Raw genomic sequence first — 18,511 nt, 5'->3', positions numbered from 1 at the left:
CTTAGGTATTTTGTTTCCAAGTGAAGGTATCATTTTCAAACATTTCTTTACCAAAAATCGGCACATCGGTTTTTATCCAATTTACTATCGCTTCCGTAGCTTCATAAACCTGTTTGCGGCGTGTTGCCGAAACAAAAACGAACAAACAGATTTCGCCTGCTTTTACAACGCCTAAACTGTGGTAAATGTGCATGCAGGTTAGATCGAATTTAGCGAAAGCTTTTTCACGAATCGTGTATAAAGCTTCATTCGCCATGTCTTTATACGCCGAATAATCAATTGCTACCACTGTATTGTCGTGAATAACATCGGCGCGAACTTGCCCCAGGAAAATATTATGCGCCCCAATTGTATGTTTGGATTGGTGTTTCGCGATCGATTCTGCAATAAATTCTGGAGAAATCGGTCCTTCTACAAATACATTTTTACTCATTTTTATGTTTTTTTTTCTGCCACGAATTCACGAATTATCACTTAATCATTTGTGTAATTCATATTTCACGAATTAATCCAATACTTTGCGTATAGATTTAAAAAATAAAATTCGTGAATTCGTGGCTATCCTTTTTTTCTTCTAATAAATTTCGCATTGCTAAAGCTCCGCCAATAATGCTTTTTACATTTTTAAAATGATTTTTCTGAAGCAATTCAGCTGCCACCTTACTTCTGACTCCAGATTGGCAGAAAACGTAAATAACTTGATTTTTATTTAGATTTTTAATTTCGGCTTCTAAATTTAAAAGCGGAATCTGAATGCTATTTTTCAATTCTAATCTTGGCAATTCGTCTTCATTACGAACATCTAAAAACAAAACGGCATCATTTTCTATTTCATCCAAAAGCAATTCAAATTTTATTTCTTCTATTTGATTTTCATCTGAATTGTATTTTTGATCAAAATCTTCTTTCGTCATTTCTAAAATTGAATTCTTTTCGAAATTATATGTATGCTGTTCATTCTTGAGAACATTATAAACTAATATTTTCCCACTTAACACTTCTCCAATTCCGAGAATTATTTTAATGACTTCATTGGCCTGAAACATTCCAATAATACCAACTGAAACGCCAATTACTCCTGCATCTTCACAATTTAAAGCATTCGAATTTTCATCTGGATATAAACATCTATATGTGGGTCCGTTTTGATAATTAAATACTGAAACTTGTCCCTGAAATCGAAAAATAGATCCATAAACCATTGGCTTTTGGGTTACGATACAAGCATCATTAATTAAATATTTGATAAAAATATTGTCTGTTGCATCAACAATAATATCGTATTTTTCAAATAATGCAATAGCATTTTTCCCTGATAATTTTTCAGAAAAAGCGTTGACTTTTATTTCCGGATTTAATTCTGAAATCATCCATTTGGCTTCTTCTGCTTTCGATTTTCCAACTGCCGAAGTTTTGTAAATTACTTGACGATGCAGATTCGAAACGTCAATAACATCATCATCTACAATTCCGATTTTACCAAGTCCTGCCCCTGCCAAATAAGGCAAAATTGCAGCGCCCAAACCTCCCGCTCCAATTACCAAAACTTTAGATTTTGATAATTTTTGCTGGCCTTCTGCTCCTATTTCAGGAAGAATGGTTTGTCGGTTATATCGTGTTGATTCTTTCATTTCTTCTTTAGTTCACTCGGCGCTTATATTTTTTTAACACATAGAAACATAGTTTTTTATAAGTTTTAAAAAGGCGTTTCACTACTCTAAATACAAATAGATTATCTATGTGTGGAAACTTGTTTCTTCTAATCTCTTTTTTTTCAACCCAAGAAACTATGTTTCTATGTGTTAAGATATTTTTATTTCACATTATCCTCCAGCAAACGGCGGCAACAAAGCCACAATATCACTAGTCTGTAAAGTATAATCTGCCGATTTTGAAACTATTTTTTGATTTACTGCAACACTGAAAGTCAGCGATTCGAATTCGTATTTTTCATTTAAATCACGCAATAATTTTTGCAGTGACATTTCTTCTGAAAAAGATAACTTTTCGAATTCACATTTTGTCTTTTCGGCAACAGCTCCAAAATATTTTACCTCGATCATTCTTCTAAATTTAAATTTTGAAAAATAAATTCATCATCAAAATGCTCTTGAAAATATTCAGTTAGTTTTGATGTATTTTTCACTACTTCACCGATCACAATAATCGCTGGTGATGAAATATTTTTTTCGGATACCAATTTAGTAATTGTGTTGATAGTTCCGATTACTTTTTGCTCAGAATTTTTCGTTCCATTTTGGATAATGGCAATTGGAAGATCATCCGTTCTGTTCTCTTTATAAATCGAAATGATTTCATCCAATTTATGCATTCCCATCAAAATCACAACCGTCGCAGCTGATTTTGAAGCCAAATGAACGTCGTTTGATAACTCGTGATTAGAAGTGGTTCCCGTGATTACCCAAAAACTATCGGCAACTTTTCGCTGCGTCAGACTAATCCCTGAAGAAGCTGGAACACCTAAAGCCGAAGAAATTCCTGGAACCACAGCTGTTTCTAAACCAAATTTTACTGCATAATCGATTTCTTCGCTTCCTCTTCCAAAAATAAACGAATCACCTCCTTTTAAACGAACCACATGTCCGTAACGATTTGCCATCGAAACAATCAATTCATTGATCTGATCTTGTGTGTAAGCATGACAACCCAAACGTTTTCCCACAAAAATAATTTCTGCATTTGAGGCATATTCCAGCAGTTCTTCGTTTACCAGAGCATCATACAAAACGACATCGGCACTTTCTAACGCTTTAATTGCTTTGAGCGTAATCAATTCAACATCGCCTGGACCTGCGCCAACAATCGTTAATTTCGGTGTTTTTAAATTTCGCATAGTCTTTAAGTTAATTGATATTCAGGTCATTTAATTCGTCGGTCGAATTAATATTGGTTAAAGGAGAGTTCTCACTTTCTTCTATATTAATAATCTGGTGCGGTAATTTCGCTAATAAATCCATTAATCTCAATTCATTGTTTTCGATTGCTTCTTTTACAATTGGTAAAATTTCTTTCGAATAAATTCCGATTAAAGGATGTGTTTTACTTTCAGAAGCAAAAACTGTAATTCCTGCTTCTTTTGTATGTTTTGAAATTAATTCCTGCAATAATTCGGTTGAAATTAACGGAATATCACAGCTTAAAATCAAATTGAATTCGGTTTCAGAATGCGATAGTGCGGTGTAAATTCCGCCTAACGGACCTTTGTCTAAAATTAAATCTGGGATTTTTTCATATTCCAAATAATCATATTCTTTTGATGCCGTAATTAGTTTTATATTATTTGTAATAGGCAGAATCGCCTGAATGATATGTTCAATAAACGGCTTATCTTGAAACAAAACCAATCCTTTTTCTGATTGCATTCTGGTGCTTTTTCCTCCGCAAAGAATAAATACTGATAATGTTTCCATAATTCTTTTTGTTTACTTCGTCAGTTCGGCTTTCAGCCTCGAGTCAGATTTAAAGTTTCAAGTATGCGAAAAAATTTTACCGCAAAGGCGCTAGATTTTTTTTGTTCATTATAATCTTAAATAAGTTCGCAAAGCTAAATCTACACAAAGCTTTGCGCACTTTGCATTTTTCTTAACCGCTTGGCATTCCTTGCGTACTTTGCGGTTAATTTTAATTTATTCTCTCAAGGAAAAATCAATTTAACGCTTGCCATTAAAATTACGGTTCCTAAAACCATTTTTAAGGTTTTGTTTGAAAATGACCCGCTTCCATAAAATCCGCCTAACATTCCGCCTACAATGGCAATTGGCACCAAATAAAAACTCTCCATTGGGATTGTTTTTCCTCCTAAAAAGAATCCTAGCATTCCGGCAAATGAATTCACAAAGATGAATAAACTCGAAATCGCCGCTGATTCTTTCACCGAAGCCCATCCTAAAAACAATAAAATTGGACTTAAAATAATTCCGCCTCCAATTCCCAGCATTCCCGATAATAATCCGATGGCAAAACCAATGGCTAAAGCAAACGGAAGGTTTATTTTTACTTCTTCTTTTTCTTTAAAATTAAATATTCCGAATAATCTCAGCGCTGCAAAAACCAACACAATTCCGAGAATGATTTTATAAATTGCATTGTCCAATGTTACAAAACCGCCTATAAATGCTGCTGGAATCGAAGCAATCGCAAACGGATAAAAGAGCTTTGGTTTGAAATAATTATTTCGATAATAAAACAAAAACGAAATACTCGACACAAACAAATTCAGCAATAAAGCCGATGGTTTCATAACAGAAACTGGAAAAGCAAAAATACTCATCAATGCCAAATATCCCGATGCTCCGCCGTGCCCCACACTTGAATATAAAAATGCGATGACAATTAAAGCAAAACTGAATAAAAATATATTTTCGGAACTAAGAAGGCTCATTTTTGTTTAATCGTTTATTTGGTTAATTGTTTAATCGTTTTTCTTGACTATATGTTTTTATTTATATAACAGTTTTCATCACCTTTCTAAAATCTATCTTCTCCCGAATTCTTCCTCTTTCCTCTTTCCTCTTTCCTCTTTCCTCTTTCTTCTTTCCTCTTTCTTCTTTCTTCTTTCCTCTTTCCTCTTTCCTCTATCCCTTCCCTCTATTTTCTAAAAAAACTAATCAATCGGCAGTAACGTAACAGATTGTCCTTTTACATAATTTTCTATATTCTCAGGAACGATTAGCAAACTATTGGCAACAGCAAATGTGTTTAGCATGGCAGAACTTTGTCCGTCTAAAACCGTCACATTTGTCTCGTCATATTTTGCTTTTAGAAATAATGTTTTTCCAATAGTGTTTTTAACATCCGAAGTTAATTTCCTGATTACTTTTGTTTTATGAATTTCAGAAAGTCCCATTCTGCTCTTAACTGCTGGTAATACATAAATGTAAAAATTAGTCAGTGACGAAGCTGGATTTCCCGGAAGGGCAAAAATCAATGTTTCTTTTTTAGAACCAAAGAACATTGGTTTTCCAGGTTTTTGATTGACCTTGTAGAAAAGCTCTTTTACATCATTTTGCAGTAAAGCTTCTTTTACAAAATCATAATCGCCAACAGAAATTCCGCCGGAAATAAGAATGATGTCATATTTTTTTAGAATTTCTTTTAAGGCTTTTTTTGTCGATTTCAGATTATCCTTTACTCGATACACTTTTGTTTTTTCAATTCCGGCTGTTTTAAGTCCTGCCTGAAGCATGATAGAATTGCTTTCGAATATCTTTCCTTTTTTTAGTTTTTTACCCGGAGCGACCAACTCATTTCCTGTAACTAGAATAGCAACTTTAGGTTTCTTATAGACTTCAATTTCAGTAATTCCCAGACAAGCTAAAAATCCAATGGCAGCAGGCGTTATTAACGTATTGGCTTCAAAAACCACATCGTCTTTAGCAATTTGTTCTCCTTTTGGACGCACATTAGCCAATTTTTCAGGCATTGTGGCAATCAGAATAGAATCTTCATTGGCCATTACATTCTCCTGCATTACAACTGTATCAGCATCATCGGGAACAAAAGCACCTGTATATATTCTAATTGCTTCGGTCGGTTTTAATTTTATATTCGAATGATCTCCAGCCTGAGAAGTTCCTACAATATCGTACTGATGTCTGATGCTGTGTGTAAAAGCATATCCATCCATAGCCGATTGTCGAAAAGGAGGCATATCAATAGGTGAAAGTATTTTTTCAGCTAATACATATCCCAAAGCTTTCTTTACGGATATCTTCTGAACAGGCATTTTAATGCTATTGGCCTCTACTATCTCAATGGCTTTGCTGACTTCTATCATTTTCAGAAATTAAAACTAAGTATAAATACTTATTCACAAATATAAGTATTTATTCGTAGCGTGATTAAAAATTTTAAATTTATTTTAATGATCTATAAAATTACTTCATTTTACTTAAAGTCAATCTTAAAAATAGCGTAATATATTCATTAAAAATCATAATTGAAGACAAAAAATGAATCTTTACCGCTCTCATTTTGAATTTTTTAAGGTATTGGCAATTGGAAAATTACTGATAAAATACTACAATTTTATTTCTAGATCCATAAATTTTTAACAAATTCATACACTACAATTTCAAACATAGATAATTGATTTACAACTACATAACTAAAAATAAATTTATATAACTTGCTTCAGAAGAATTTTATTTTCAAAAAAAATGCGTTAAACTTTTGGTTTTTATTATATTAAAATTAACTTTGTCTATAGAGTTAGTAGAGTTATAAATCATTATTTAAAACCTTAAAAAACTATATCGTGAAAACAACCGAAAGCATATCGTATTACATTCTTCCGAAAAAATACACTTATAACACCTTTTGTTATATGTGCTTCTGTTGTTAATTCCTAACGTAACTCTATTCGTTATTAGATTATTTCTAAATCTAAAGACGAAATCTCAATTTCACCACCTATTTAATATTGAACATATCAATTTGATGCCTCTAGTGCGTTAAAAGGATAATTGAATTGTACCTGCATTTTAAAAAAGAAAATAATTAACCAACTAAAAAAGACAAAATGAAAATAATGACAAGCTGCTGTTGCAGATAAAAAAAAAGCCATTTCTGCGGCAACAGAAATGGCGAGGCTAAAAGAATATTTATCACTAAATCAAGAAACCCATTGCAGGATGCTGAAAAATCAGTGTCCAGGGCGCCTTGTTAATTACTTAAAACCATTACAAAGAAATGAAAAAAAATATAAACCTCATTTTATGGGTTACATTTTTGTTGACATCCCTGCAATTTCAGGCGCAAAATACGACACCGCTTATTCAGTCTAAGCTCGATGGAACGGTAGTCGATGACATTACAAATCAGCCAATTATAGGCGCTTCAGTAAATATAAAAGGTACAACTCACGGGGTACAGACAGATACTGAAGGAAAATTTTATTTTCAGACGGGTCAGAAATTTCCTTACACTTTAATCGTAAGCTACATAGGTTATAAAAAACTAGAAATTGTAGTAGAGAAAAATCCAGTAATTATTCATTTAAAAGAAGAAAGACAGGAATTAGACGAGCTGGTTGTTGTGGGTTACGGAACACAAAAACGAAAAGACATTACAGGTTCTGTAGCTTCTGTTCCAAAAGCTAATTTATCTCAAGTTACTTCATCAGCAGATAATTTATTACGCGGTGCAGTTTCGGGTGTGGTAGTTACACAAAGTTCGGGTCGTCCAGGCGCTTCTTCAAGTGTGCGTATTCGTGGAGGAAACTCTATTACAGCAGGTAACGAACCGCTTTATGTTGTAGACGGAATCTTGATTTACAACGACAATAATAATAGTTCTGCGGGAGTGGCAAATGCTGGGGCAAGCTTAAACGTTTTGTCAACAATCAATCCATCGGATATTGAATCTATGGAAGTTTTAAAAGATGCTTCTGCTACAGCCATTTACGGTTCACGAGGTGCGAATGGAGTTATCATTATTACTACAAAAAAAGGAACCAAAGGACAAGATAATATTTCGTATCAAGGATATTTTGGTTTTCAAAACGTTTCAAAGAAATTAAAACTTATGAATGCCAGCGAATGGGCAAGCTTACGTAATGATGTTCAGGCAAGTATTGGTCAGGCACCTTCTTTTTCAGATGCTCAAATTGAAGCTTTTAAAACTTCTGGAAACTACGACTGGCAGTCGGCAGCTTTTAGAACAGCGGCTCCAATTCAAAATCACCAACTGTCTTTTTCAGGCGGTGACGAAAGATCAAGATATGCGATTTCTGCTGGATATTTTGATCAGGAAGGAATTGTTATCGGTTCTGATTTCAGAAGAATTTCACTTCGTGCAAATTATGAAAGAAACTATTCTCAGAACTTCAAATTTGGGGTTAATTCTAATTACAGCAATTCTATTTCTAACGGTATTGCATCAAACGGAAGCGGCGGAAGAAATCCAAATCCGCTTGTAAGTGTGAATCTTACTGCTCCGGTTGTTCCTATTCGAAATGAAGACGGAAGTTACAATGTGACCAACAACCCATACGCTACTTCTGTAAACGGTTATGTTCCGAACCCAATTAATGATTTGGAAAATACCATCAACGAAACTAAAATCAACCGAATTTTAACGAGTTTATTTGGTGAATATAAAATCACTAAAAAACTAACCGCAAAAGTGGCTGTAAGCGGTGACGTACTGAATACCAAACAAAACTATTATGCTCCGGCAAATACTTCAAATGGAGCGGGAACAAAAGGTTCTGCTGCTGTTGGAGATCGTGTAGTAAGCTCGGTATTAAATGAAAACACACTGAATTACAATACTAACTTCGGTGAAAACCATAAATTTTCAGCATTGGCAGGTTATACACTTCAATATACTCAGGGAGAAGTTGTGACTGCGGGCGCTAATACTTTTATTAATGACAATACTACATATGATGCACTGCAAGATGGTGTACCAACAAAACCTGGAAGTGATGCTTTCGAAAGTGTTTTAAAATCATGGTTGGCGAGAGTAAACTATTCGTATAAAGGGAAATACAACTTTACGCTTTCAGGTCGTGCCGATGGTTCTTCACGATTTGGTTCTGAATCACTTTGGGGGTATTTCCCATCTGCTGGATTTTCTTGGAATATTACTGATGAAGAATTTGCAAACAACATTAAAGGCGTAACCGAAGCAAAACTTAGACTTACAGCTGGAACAACCGGAAACCAAGAAATTGGAAACTACCTTTCATTAGCTTCTATGGGTTCTGTAAATTACTCTTTCGGAGGAACAACTTATACGGGATTGGCTCCTACCCGATTAGCAAATCCTGATTTAAAATGGGAAAGAACCAATCAATATAATGTTGGTTTAGACTTATCATTATTAGATCGAAAAATCAATTTTGTGTTTGATGTGTATTACAAACAAACTAAAGATTTATTAATCAATGTTCCAGTACCGTTAACATCGGGGTATGCAACTGTTCTTCAAAACATTGGAGGCGTTGAAAATAAAGGTATCGAAATTGGTTTAACTACTGAAAATCTTAAAACAGAAAATTTTTCATGGAATTCTAATCTTGTTTTTTCTGCCAACAGAAACAAAGTAACTGCCATAGGAAATGGTGTAAATCAGTTTTTTCCAGTAGTACCAAATGGTTCCTTATTACAACAGCAGCCCGTTATTGTAAAAGTAGGCCTGCCATTGGGAACTTTCTGGGGATACAGAACAAATGGAATCTTCCAAACGCAGCAAGAAGTAAATACACAGCCTAAAATCAACAGTTTGGCTAATACAAAAGTAGGTGACCGAAAATATGTTGACACAAACGGCGATGGTGTAATTACAGCTTTGGACAAAGGAAGTTTAGGTTCTTCACAGCCAAAATTTGTGGGAAGCTTCAGCAACACGATTTCATACAATGATTTTGATTTGAACTTCTCTTTTCAAGGATCTTACGGCGCAAAAATCTTTAATGCTTTAAACCAGCAGTTAGAAATCTCGACTCTTGGAACGAACGCGGCTGCGACTTTAAATGACCGTTGGACGCCAACAAATCCTAGCAATGAAATTCCGAGAGCCACGAGTTCTCCTTTAGGAATTGTTTCTGAAAGATATGTAGAAGATGCTTCTTTCTTACGATTGAAATTAATCACTCTTGGCTATACACTTCCAAAAAGTGTTTCTAAAAAACTGGGAACCAAAAGCGTGAAGTTTTATGTCTCTGCCGAAAATCTAATTACATGGACAAAATACACTGGGTATGATCCAGAAGTAAGTTCATACGAACAAAATAACTTATATCCTGGAATCGATTTTGGTTCGTATCCAAACTCTAAAACATTCATTTCAGGTCTGAACGTAACATTCTAAGAAAAAAAATATACAATGAAAAAGATTATCCTAACATTCCTTTTAAGTACCGTTTTATTGGTATCGTGCACGGAGCTGGAAGTAACACCAACTTCCTTTACTACCGAAGATAATTACTTTAAAACTCAGGACGATGCTGTGGCAAGTGTAACTGCTGTATATGCTTCTTTAAACATAGATCCGGGTGAGCAAAGTTTATTTGGAAGAAACCTGTATTTCTTAACCGATATGGCAACAGATTATGCTGCTGCCGGAGTTTCGGCAACGAATCCGCAGGTGAGAGCTTTGAGCAGTTTAACACATGATGCAACTTCAGATCGTGTACAAGTAGCTTGGAGACAAATTTATGCCGGAATCAACAGAGCCAATGTTTCTATTGACAACATTCCGAAAGTTTCTGGATCAGAAGTAATAAAAACAAGATTAATCAATGAAGCAAAATTCATAAGAGGACTTCTATACTTTCAAGCAGTTCGTCTTTGGGGTGGTGTTCCAATTGTTTTACACGAGCCAACTTCTATTCAGTTGGAAAGTTTAAAATCAAAAAGGGCTACTGTAGACGAAGTATATGCACAAATCATCAAAGATTTAACTGATGCCGAAGCTTTACCTCCTACCTACACTTCTGCAGATGCTGGAAGAGCAACTTCTGGAGCTGCAAAAGCAATTCTAGCAAAAGTCTACCTAACGAGAAAAGACTGGGCTAATGCTATTGCAAAATCAAGAGAAGTAATAAATGGCGGTTACGGATATGCCTTGTTCGAAGATTTTCAAGATATTTTTACCAAAACTAAAAAGAACGGAAAAGAACATATCTTCTCAGTGCAGTTTGAACCTAATCAAGCTGGAAATGGTTCCAGCGGAAGTACTTTTCAAGCCACTTCATTTACTGGATTTACAGCCACAGAGCCTGCAGATATTATCTCGGATGTAGCTTTATTTTATGATATCTATGAAGCTGGAGACAAAAGAAGAGATGTAAGCTACGCAAAACAGCTTCTTAACCCAACAACTGGAACATTATATACATTCCCGAAACCAATTTTCAAAAAATACTTGGATTTAACCAATCTCGCAACTCCTTCAAATGTGGCAATCAACTTTCCGATAATTCGTTACGCCGATATTTTATTGTCTTTGGCAGAAGCCATAAACGAACAAGGAACACCAACTCCTGAAGCATTTGAGCTAATTAATCAAGTAAGAAGAAGAGCCTACGGAAAACCTATTACAACACCAGATCCAACCGTAGATTTGGTAGGTTTAAACCAAACAACCTTTAGAGCAGCGATTCAAGAAGAACGAAAAAAAGAATTTGTTCAGGAAGGACAACGCTGGTACGATTTAGTTCGTTGGGGAACTTTGGTTACCGAAGTTAAAAAAGTAACGGCTAAAAACTCGGTTTCAGAAAAAAACAACCTATATCCGATTCCGCAGAGCGAAAGAAATATTGATCCGATTGGTTTACCACAAAACCCTGGTTATTAACAGCGAATGATATTAACACATAGAAACATAGGACTATTTCCAGATAAAAAGACTCGAAACAAAACGATGATTCTATGTGTTGAAAAAACGCTTATCCAAAAACCCTTAACTAAAAAACTAGTAACATGAAAAAATTAAAAATCAATAGTATCGGCAAAAGTTCTAGAAAAGGACTTTTGCTTACTGCTTTTCTAGTTGCACAATTAGGAACAGCACAAGAACAATCAGAATTTAAAGGAACAATTGGCAAAACCTTAGCCGATTCTAAAGAATACTGGCCAGATCCAGTAACAGCGCCAAAAGGAGCTCCAAACATTGTCTGGATTTTATTAGATGATGTTGGATTTGGAGCATCAAGCGCCTTTGGAGGTTTAATCTCTACTCCAACATTTGAGAATCTGGCTAATAACGGTTTACGTTATACCAACTTTCACACAACTGCAATCTGTGCCCCAACACGTGCCGCTTTATTAACGGGAAGAAATTCTGGAAGAGTTCACGTAAGCGGATTTTCTCATACTATTTTATCAGCTGGTTTTCCTGGCTGGGACGGAAGAATTCCTTCTGATAAAGGAACTATTGCAGAAATCCTTCGTGACAACGGTTACAACACATTTGCCGTTGGAAAATACGGAGTTACACCAGATGAAGATGCTTCAGATGCTGGTCCATTTGACAGATGGCCAACTGGAAAAGGGTTTGATCATTTCTATGGATTCTTAGGTTCTCAAACCGATCAGTACAATCCTGATTTGGTGGAAGATCAAGTTCATATAAAACCAGATGGACGTCATTTAAATGAATTAATTACTGATAAAGCAATTAGCTACATTCAAAAACAACAAAAAGCAGCGCCGGGAAAACCATTTTTCTTGTACTATGCTCCGGGAGCCGTTCATGCACCTCATCAAGTTGCTGAAAAATGGGTTGAACCGTATAAAGGAAAATTTGACGAAGGCTGGGATGCTTACCGCGAAAAAGTATTGGCAAACCAAAAGAAATTAGGAATTTTTCCTCAAAACGCTGTGCTTCCAGAACGTAATCCTCTCATCACAGAATGGAAAAAGCTGACTCCAGATCAAAAGAAAGTATATGCAAGATTCATGGAAGTCTATGCTGGATTCCTAACATATACAGATGCTGAAGTGGGAAGAGTGGTTAATTATCTAAAAGAAAGTGGTCAGCTTGACAATACCTTAATCTTTGTGGCTATTGGTGATAACGGAGCCAGTAAAGAAGGAACTTTACAAGGAACCATTAATCAAAGTTTATTCTCTCAAGGAAAAACCGATGAAGAAAATTTTCAAAGCAACCTAAACAATATTGGAGAAATTGGAACTGCAAAAGGTTTAAATACCAATTATCCGTTAGGATGGGCGCAGGCAACAAACGTTCCTTTCAAAAACTGGAAACAAGATGCTCATTCTGAAGGAGGAACTCGTAATCCGCTGATTGTTTTCTATCCAAATGGAATTAAAGACAAAGGCGGCATCAGAAACCAATACAGCCACGTAACTGATATTCTGCCTACAACTTTAGATATTGTGGGAATCAAAGCACCAGAATACATCAAAAATATCAAACAAGATATTATTCAGGGTTCAACTTTCAAAGCTTCATTAGACAATCCAAAAGCTGAATCGCTGCATAAAGTGCAGTATTACTACATCTTCGGAAACAGAGCAATTTATAAAGACGGATGGAAAGCAGCGGCAGCACATTTACCAGATTCATTTGCCGTGAAAAAATCGTTAGGAAACAACGAAAAACCTGCTCCAAGTAATTTCGATACAGATGTTTGGGAATTATACAACCTAAATGAAGATTTCAACGAACGTAACAATCTTGCAAAAAAATATCCTGAAAAACTGGCTGAACTTCAAAAATTATTTGATGAACAGGCAAAAGAAAACAATCTATATCCGTTGATTGACTGGCAGGATGTTTACAACAGAAGAATTCATAATACAGGAGCTGATAAAGGAAAAACAGTTTCTGATTTAATCAAACAGGCTTCAAAACCTGGAGGTACAACTAATTAAAAAAAACTTTTTCAGAGCTATTTATTTATAATAGCTCTGAAATTTAAATCAAGTAAAAGATGGCAGCAACTAAACCAATTATTAAAAAAAGCATTTTCGCTTTGGTTCTTGTAGTAATTGCAGTAAGTTTTTACTACTTAACGATATGGGCAACGCCGTATTACGTTCAAAATAAATTTGCTTCAAAAAGCGAAGGTTACATCAATACACCCCGATTTGGAGAACAGCCAAATGCAGAAAACAGCAGAGTGATTCCGTTACCAAATCCTGATTTTTTATATTCGACGATTAATTACGATTTAAAAGAAAACATTCTCAAAATATCTGGAATTGTGCCTGATTCAACCTATTGGTCAATATCTGCATATCAGGAAAACACAACCAATTATTTTGTTGAAAACGAAGAAAAGGTAAAATCAAAATTCGAATATTATCTGGCTCCAAAAGGAAGTACCTCTGCAGCATTAAAAGATATTCCAAAAGAAAAAATTATCTACAGCCCTACAACAAAAGGATTAATCCTTTTTCGCTATCTAGTTTCAAAGGCTTATCCGGTAAAAACGTTAGCGCAATTGCAGCACGGCGTAAAAGTCGAAAAAATAGCCAATTAATATTTCAACTTTAAAATTAATTCAAATGGCTTTAAATCAAAAAATAAAGAAAATAGCAGCAGCGATAGGATTAATTCTTCTGGCTGTAATTCTAGGAAGCGGTATAGGCATTTATAAAATAGCATCAGGAAAAAGCGATTCGCAGCGCACAATTGGAAATTGGAAAACAGTCGATAAAGATAAAGACTTAAATACAGCCGATTTGCTTACAATTGCTCAAGTTGCTGTGTACGGACCTTATGCTCTAACTAAAAAAGAAGTAATTTATTTAAGCACAAATACCGATAGTGAAGGAAATGCAATAGACCCAAAATCAGATTACATTATTAATGGAAAAAAGCTGGATGCAAAATATTGGAGCATCACCGCTTATGATGAAAATGGATTTTTAATTAAAAACCCAATCAACAAATACAGCTACAATCTAGAAGATGTAAAATATGAAGCCGACAGTACTTCTTATAAAATAAACCTTTCGGGTTCAGAAAAGAAAGAAAACTGGCTCCCAATCAATAATGTACAAAAAGTAACTTTAATTATCCGTTTGTATTTACCTTCAGAAAAATTGAGAGAAAATCTAACGGTTGAAACGCTTCCAAGCATTCAAAAAGTGAAATAACATGAAAATTATAACAAAAAACTAAAAAAGTAAATGATTAAATTCTACCAAATCCATAGAATTAGCAGTTATTTTATTTAGTTTTACATTAAAGAATTAAAATTCAAAGAGATATGAAACGAGTAGATTATGAAATTATAGGAAAAAAGATTGTCGTTGGGATAATCTTGTTTTTAGTTCCGCTGGCCATTTTAGCTGGAGGATTATCACTAGTAAATCAATTTTTAAAATAAGAAATCATGGCAATAGTTCAAAAAGAAAAACTAACGAGAGACTTAACAATAAGCTTCTTTATTTATTCATTGCCGGTCGTGGCAATTTATCTTTATTTTAAATTAACAGGCGGAGCTGTAAGTGAATCGCACTTAACACTGCCTCCTTTTCTAGAGTTTGCGCAGCCCGTTTTTGCTAATATTCGAACTTGGGGATTAACGGTGTTTATGATCGTTTTAGGAATTATAGAATTTGCCGCAGGTTTATACGATGACGAATGGACTGGCGAAGAACGTAAAATAGACATTGTTTGTTTCTTAGCGCCAAAATTACTTTTACCTCCTGTAATTGCATTTTTCAGCTTAACTGCTTTGCCGTATTTATTGCCAAATTTGGCCAATTCATTATCATGGGTTCCGTTTTGGGGAGGTTTCTTCCTAATCGCAATTGCCGATGATTTAACACAGTATTGGTATCACAGGCTTCACCATCAGGTTCCGTTTTTGTGGCGTTTTCATAGAACACACCATTCTGCTCCGTATATGGGAATGGCAATGGCTTCTCGACAAAATTTTATCTATACAGTTTTCTTTTCGCAGATTTACCTAACAGCAACACTAACCTATTTAGGTTTAGGACTTCCGGCTTTGTTTGTTTTAGTAATTAAAAGTTTCATCACTTTGGGAGCGCACTCAAGCATTCCATGGGACAAACCTTTTTACAAATACAAAGTTTTACACCCAATTGCATGGGTTTTAGAAAGACTAATTTCTACTCCTGCAACACATCACGCACACCACGCTGATACGAGCGGAGACGGTGTTGGCCATTTTAAAGGAAATTTCGGAAACATGTTTTTTATCTGGGACGTTATCTTCGGAACAGGATTAATCACACGTCAATATCCAAAATCTTTCGGAACAAAATCATATAAACAAGAAGAATGGTATGCACAATTTCTTTGGCCGATTTTTAAATCTAAAAAAGAAGGAAGCTCTCTTGCCGAAGGTGTGCTTTCGCTTCCATCAAAACCAAAAGCCATTCCAATTGAAGAAACTCCAGTTCCAGTATTAGAACAGGTTCAATAATAAAATGAAAAGCTTAAAACTAAAATTCAGTTTAACAGCAATTGTATTCTTCATTACAATTGCTGTTTTTTCACAAGGACAAAGCGCCAATTTACTGCTGGATGCCTTTTACACAAAAGTAAAAGCCCAAAAACAACCGCAGATAATTGACGCTAGAGGTCCAGAAGAATTTGCACTTAATCACATTGAAGGTGCAGTTAATTTCAATCTCAAATCAGAAGATTATGAAAAACACGTTACAGCTTTAAATCCGTCAAAACCCGTATTTATTTATTCGATTGCAGCTTATAGAAGCGGACTTTTGGCTGCTGATCTTGGAAAAAGAGGTTTTACAGAAGTCTATATTCTAGAAGGCGGTATTGCCAGCTGGATTGGAGGCGGAAAACCTTTTTACAGCAATTTAAAAAGCAAATTATCATTGCCCGAATACAAAAAAATAGTTTCTGAAAATCAATATGTTTTAGTAGATATTGGTTCAAAATATTGTGCGACGTGCAAAACCGTAAAGCCAATTTTAGAATCACTTAGAAGCCAATACGGCGAAAAGCTAAAAATTATCGAAATTGAATTGGAAGAAAGCCCGCAGGTCATTGCCGATTTAAAAAACGTAAAAGTATTCCCTACCTTAATTCTGTATCAAAACGGTAAAATCATTTTCAAAAAAGATGGTTTAGGAGATTTGAAAAATGATGTAGATACGGCTTTGGCTTCCCGATAAATGCTTTAACACTTTCACAAAGCTATTTATTACACAATTAATAAAATATTTTAACACATAGAAACATAGTCTTAAAGTTTATATCAAAGGCATTTCATTGCGAATAAGCCATATAGTGCTATTTTGAAATAATTATTCCCTATACCTTCTCTCAAATACATCTAATTCTATGTTTCTATGTGTTAAACCACTAACAACCAACCAAAAACCATGGCAGCATATAAAAAAATAACCAAGATTGTTGTATCTATTTTAGTCGTACTTCTGCTTCTGGCGGCTTTCTTGTTCTGGCCTATAAATACCAATGAAAATTTAATCCAAGACAATAAAAAACTAGCCGAAGGAAAAACTGCTTTTCTATCGCAGAAAGATACTTCTACAACAGAAAAAAGACCCAATATTATCATTCTCCTTGCCGATGATTTAGGCAAATACGATATTTCGTTGTACGGCGGAAAATCAACACCAACACCTCAGATTGATTCTTTGGCCGCATCAGGCGTTACTTTTACCGAAGGTTATGTTTCTGCTCCTATTTGTTCACCATCGCGCGCCGGATTACTCACAGGCCGTTATCAGGAACGTTTTGGACATGAATTTCAACCAGGAGACCGTTATCCAAAAAATAACTTAGAATATTATGCCTTCAAATATTTGATTAACACCAACAATTGGAGACTTAATCCAAAAATCGAATATCCAAACGACGCTTCTATTGCCACGCAGGGACTTCCTCAGTCTGAAATTACCTTTGCTGATTTAGCTAAAAGAAAAGGCTACAGTACAGGAATTATTGGAAAATGGCATCTCGGACATAACAAAGGATTTTTCCCTTTAGACAGAGGTTTCGATTATCATTACGGATTTTATCAGGCCTTCTCGCTTTTTGCTCCAGAAGATAATAATCCCGATATTATCAATCATCACCATAAAGATTTTACCGATAAAGTAATCTGGGGGCAAGGAAGAGTTGGGATTGGACAAATTCGCAGAGACAATACAATTATTGACGAAAAAGAATATCTGACTGAAAAATTTGCAGACGAAGCCGAAGCTTTCATCGATAAAAATAAAAACAAACCGTTTCTGCTCTATGTTCCGTTCAATGCACCGCACACGCCGTTTCAAGTCCGCAAAAAATATTACGACCGTTTTCCAAATGTAAAAGACGAAAACAAACGTGTTTATTTTGCTATGATCAGCGCATTAGATGATGCCATTGGAAGAATTCGCGAAAAAGTGCGAAAAGAAGGTTTAGAAGAAAACACGTTAATCTTTTTTGCCAGCGACAACGGCGGCGCCGATTATACTTTTGCCACCACAAACGCACCACTAAAAGGCGGAAAATTTTCTCATTTTGAAGGCGGTATCAATGTTCCTTTTGCACTTTCGTGGAAAGGAAAAATCAAACCGCATACAATTTACAAAACACCAGTAATTTCCCTAGATATTTTCAGCACTATTGCTGCAGCGATACATTCTGATTTTCCAAAAGACCGTGTTTACGACGGAATTGATTTAGTTGATGTTGTAAACAACAATAAAGAAGCGCATAAAAATTTATACTGGCGTTCCGGCGATGCAAAAGCCATTAGAAGCGACAACTGGAAATTAATCATCAGCGGTAAAACGCACGAAACCTGGTTGTATGATTTATCGAAAGACAAATTTGAAAAAACCGATCTCGCGGCTCAGAATCCTGAAAAAGTAAAAGAACTTCAGGCTGCTTTGCAAACTTGGGAAAAAGGACTTGTAAAACCTTTATGGCCTAATTTAATGCATTATGAATTTGATTTCGGAAAACAAAAATACTTTGTCGATTTGTAACTAACATTTTTACTCCTGCAAGGTTTTGAAAACCTTGCAGTTTATTTTTTAAGGATAACTAATCATTT

The 18,511-nt window shown here is 35.1% G+C and carries 15 protein-coding genes; 8 read left to right on the top strand and 7 right to left on the bottom strand.

What is annotated here, in order from left to right:
• Position 1 precedes the first annotated feature (1 nt).
• The 7 genes from J0383_RS18165 to J0383_RS18135 all read right to left on the bottom strand — a co-directional run bounded on the left by J0383_RS18165 (position 2) and on the right by J0383_RS18135 (position 5,797).
• Positions 2-433: a molybdenum cofactor biosynthesis protein MoaE gene (locus J0383_RS18165; protein WP_073416564.1), complete on the bottom strand. Its 432-nt coding sequence runs from the start codon at positions 431-433 to the stop codon at positions 2-4.
• A gap of 97 nt (positions 434-530) precedes the next feature.
• Positions 531-1,631: a HesA/MoeB/ThiF family protein gene (gene moeB / locus J0383_RS18160; protein ID WP_207295387.1), complete on the bottom strand. Its 1,101-nt coding sequence runs from the start codon at positions 1,629-1,631 to the stop codon at positions 531-533.
• Between the two features lie 192 nt (positions 1,632-1,823).
• Positions 1,824-2,063 (bottom strand): MoaD/ThiS family protein, encoded by a 240-nt coding sequence (locus J0383_RS18155; protein ID WP_207295386.1) that lies wholly within the window; start codon positions 2,061-2,063, stop codon positions 1,824-1,826.
• A complete protein-coding gene (cobA, locus tag J0383_RS18150; protein WP_207295385.1) occupies positions 2,060-2,854 on the bottom strand; it encodes a uroporphyrinogen-III C-methyltransferase in 795 nt (264 codons plus the stop codon). The genes J0383_RS18155 and cobA overlap by 4 nt, the downstream gene beginning before the upstream one ends.
• A 10-nt stretch (positions 2,855-2,864) precedes the next feature.
• A complete protein-coding gene (locus tag J0383_RS18145) occupies positions 2,865-3,431 on the bottom strand; it encodes a molybdenum cofactor guanylyltransferase (RefSeq protein ID WP_207295384.1) in 567 nt (188 codons plus the stop codon).
• A gap of 224 nt (positions 3,432-3,655) precedes the next feature.
• Entirely contained in the window at positions 3,656-4,402 is a 747-nt protein-coding gene (locus J0383_RS18140) for a sulfite exporter TauE/SafE family protein (protein WP_207295383.1), read from the bottom strand.
• Positions 4,403-4,624: 222 nt separating this feature from the next.
• Positions 4,625-5,797 (bottom strand): molybdopterin molybdotransferase MoeA, encoded by a 1,173-nt coding sequence (locus J0383_RS18135; RefSeq protein WP_207295382.1) that lies wholly within the window; start codon positions 5,795-5,797, stop codon positions 4,625-4,627.
• Positions 5,798-6,711: 914 nt separating this feature from the next.
• Between J0383_RS18135 and J0383_RS18130 the strand changes: the two genes are divergently transcribed.
• From J0383_RS18130 to J0383_RS18095, 8 genes are all read left to right on the top strand, one after another.
• Positions 6,712-9,837 carry a SusC/RagA family TonB-linked outer membrane protein gene (locus J0383_RS18130; protein WP_207295381.1) on the top strand — a complete coding sequence of 1,042 codons (3,126 nt, stop codon included), beginning with the start codon at positions 6,712-6,714 and terminating at the stop codon, positions 9,835-9,837.
• A gap of 15 nt (positions 9,838-9,852) precedes the next feature.
• Positions 9,853-11,325: a RagB/SusD family nutrient uptake outer membrane protein gene (locus J0383_RS18125; protein WP_207295380.1), complete on the top strand. Its 1,473-nt coding sequence runs from the start codon at positions 9,853-9,855 to the stop codon at positions 11,323-11,325.
• Between the two features lie 125 nt (positions 11,326-11,450).
• Positions 11,451-13,367, top strand: a complete 1,917-nt coding sequence (locus J0383_RS18120) for an arylsulfatase (protein WP_207295379.1) — start codon at positions 11,451-11,453, stop codon at positions 13,365-13,367.
• Between the two features lie 59 nt (positions 13,368-13,426).
• Entirely contained in the window at positions 13,427-13,978 is a 552-nt protein-coding gene (locus J0383_RS18115; protein WP_207295378.1) for a DUF1254 domain-containing protein, read from the top strand.
• Positions 13,979-14,003: 25 nt separating this feature from the next.
• Entirely contained in the window at positions 14,004-14,597 is a 594-nt protein-coding gene (locus J0383_RS18110) for a DUF1214 domain-containing protein (RefSeq protein WP_207295377.1), read from the top strand.
• Positions 14,598-14,836: 239 nt separating this feature from the next.
• Entirely contained in the window at positions 14,837-15,898 is a 1,062-nt protein-coding gene (locus tag J0383_RS18105; protein ID WP_207295376.1) for a sterol desaturase family protein, read from the top strand.
• A gap of 4 nt (positions 15,899-15,902) precedes the next feature.
• On the top strand, positions 15,903-16,616 hold the full coding sequence (locus tag J0383_RS18100; RefSeq protein ID WP_207295375.1) for a thioredoxin domain-containing protein: 714 nt from the start codon (positions 15,903-15,905) through the stop codon (positions 16,614-16,616).
• Between the two features lie 210 nt (positions 16,617-16,826).
• Complete coding sequence (locus J0383_RS18095; protein ID WP_207295374.1) at positions 16,827-18,443, top strand: sulfatase-like hydrolase/transferase; 1,617 nt, start codon at positions 16,827-16,829, stop codon at positions 18,441-18,443.
• Positions 18,444-18,511 lie beyond the last annotated feature (68 nt).

Origin of the sequence: Flavobacterium endoglycinae (assembly GCF_017352115.1) — a bacterium.
Lineage (GTDB): Bacteria > Bacteroidota > Bacteroidia > Flavobacteriales > Flavobacteriaceae > Flavobacterium > Flavobacterium endoglycinae.
The sequence above is the reverse complement of the archived record's forward strand: the minus strand, read 5'-3'. Positions and strand labels throughout refer to the sequence as shown.

What these genes read in the sequence shown, in the direction of transcription:
- J0383_RS18135 (WP_207295382.1), bottom strand. Translation starts at nt 5,797, where the DNA reads ATGATAGAAGTCAGCAAAGCCATTGAGATAGTAGAGGCCAATAGCATT.
- J0383_RS18105 (WP_207295376.1), top strand. Translation starts at nt 14,837, where the DNA reads ATGGCAATAGTTCAAAAAGAAAAACTAACGAGAGACTTAACAATAAGC.
- J0383_RS18130 (WP_207295381.1), top strand. Translation starts at nt 6,712, where the DNA reads ATGAAAAAAAATATAAACCTCATTTTATGGGTTACATTTTTGTTGACA.
- J0383_RS18120 (WP_207295379.1), top strand. Translation starts at nt 11,451, where the DNA reads ATGAAAAAATTAAAAATCAATAGTATCGGCAAAAGTTCTAGAAAAGGA.
- J0383_RS18155 (WP_207295386.1), bottom strand. Translation starts at nt 2,063, where the DNA reads ATGATCGAGGTAAAATATTTTGGAGCTGTTGCCGAAAAGACAAAATGT.
- J0383_RS18110 (WP_207295377.1), top strand. Translation starts at nt 14,004, where the DNA reads ATGGCTTTAAATCAAAAAATAAAGAAAATAGCAGCAGCGATAGGATTA.
- J0383_RS18100 (WP_207295375.1), top strand. Translation starts at nt 15,903, where the DNA reads ATGAAAAGCTTAAAACTAAAATTCAGTTTAACAGCAATTGTATTCTTC.
- J0383_RS18125 (WP_207295380.1), top strand. Translation starts at nt 9,853, where the DNA reads ATGAAAAAGATTATCCTAACATTCCTTTTAAGTACCGTTTTATTGGTA.
- J0383_RS18145 (WP_207295384.1), bottom strand. Translation starts at nt 3,431, where the DNA reads ATGGAAACATTATCAGTATTTATTCTTTGCGGAGGAAAAAGCACCAGA.
- J0383_RS18115 (WP_207295378.1), top strand. Translation starts at nt 13,427, where the DNA reads ATGGCAGCAACTAAACCAATTATTAAAAAAAGCATTTTCGCTTTGGTT.
- cobA (WP_207295385.1), bottom strand. Translation starts at nt 2,854, where the DNA reads ATGCGAAATTTAAAAACACCGAAATTAACGATTGTTGGCGCAGGTCCA.
- J0383_RS18140 (WP_207295383.1), bottom strand. Translation starts at nt 4,402, where the DNA reads ATGAGCCTTCTTAGTTCCGAAAATATATTTTTATTCAGTTTTGCTTTA.
- J0383_RS18165 (WP_073416564.1), bottom strand. Translation starts at nt 433, where the DNA reads ATGAGTAAAAATGTATTTGTAGAAGGACCGATTTCTCCAGAATTTATT.
- moeB (WP_207295387.1), bottom strand. Translation starts at nt 1,631, where the DNA reads ATGAAAGAATCAACACGATATAACCGACAAACCATTCTTCCTGAAATA.
- J0383_RS18095 (WP_207295374.1), top strand. Translation starts at nt 16,827, where the DNA reads ATGGCAGCATATAAAAAAATAACCAAGATTGTTGTATCTATTTTAGTC.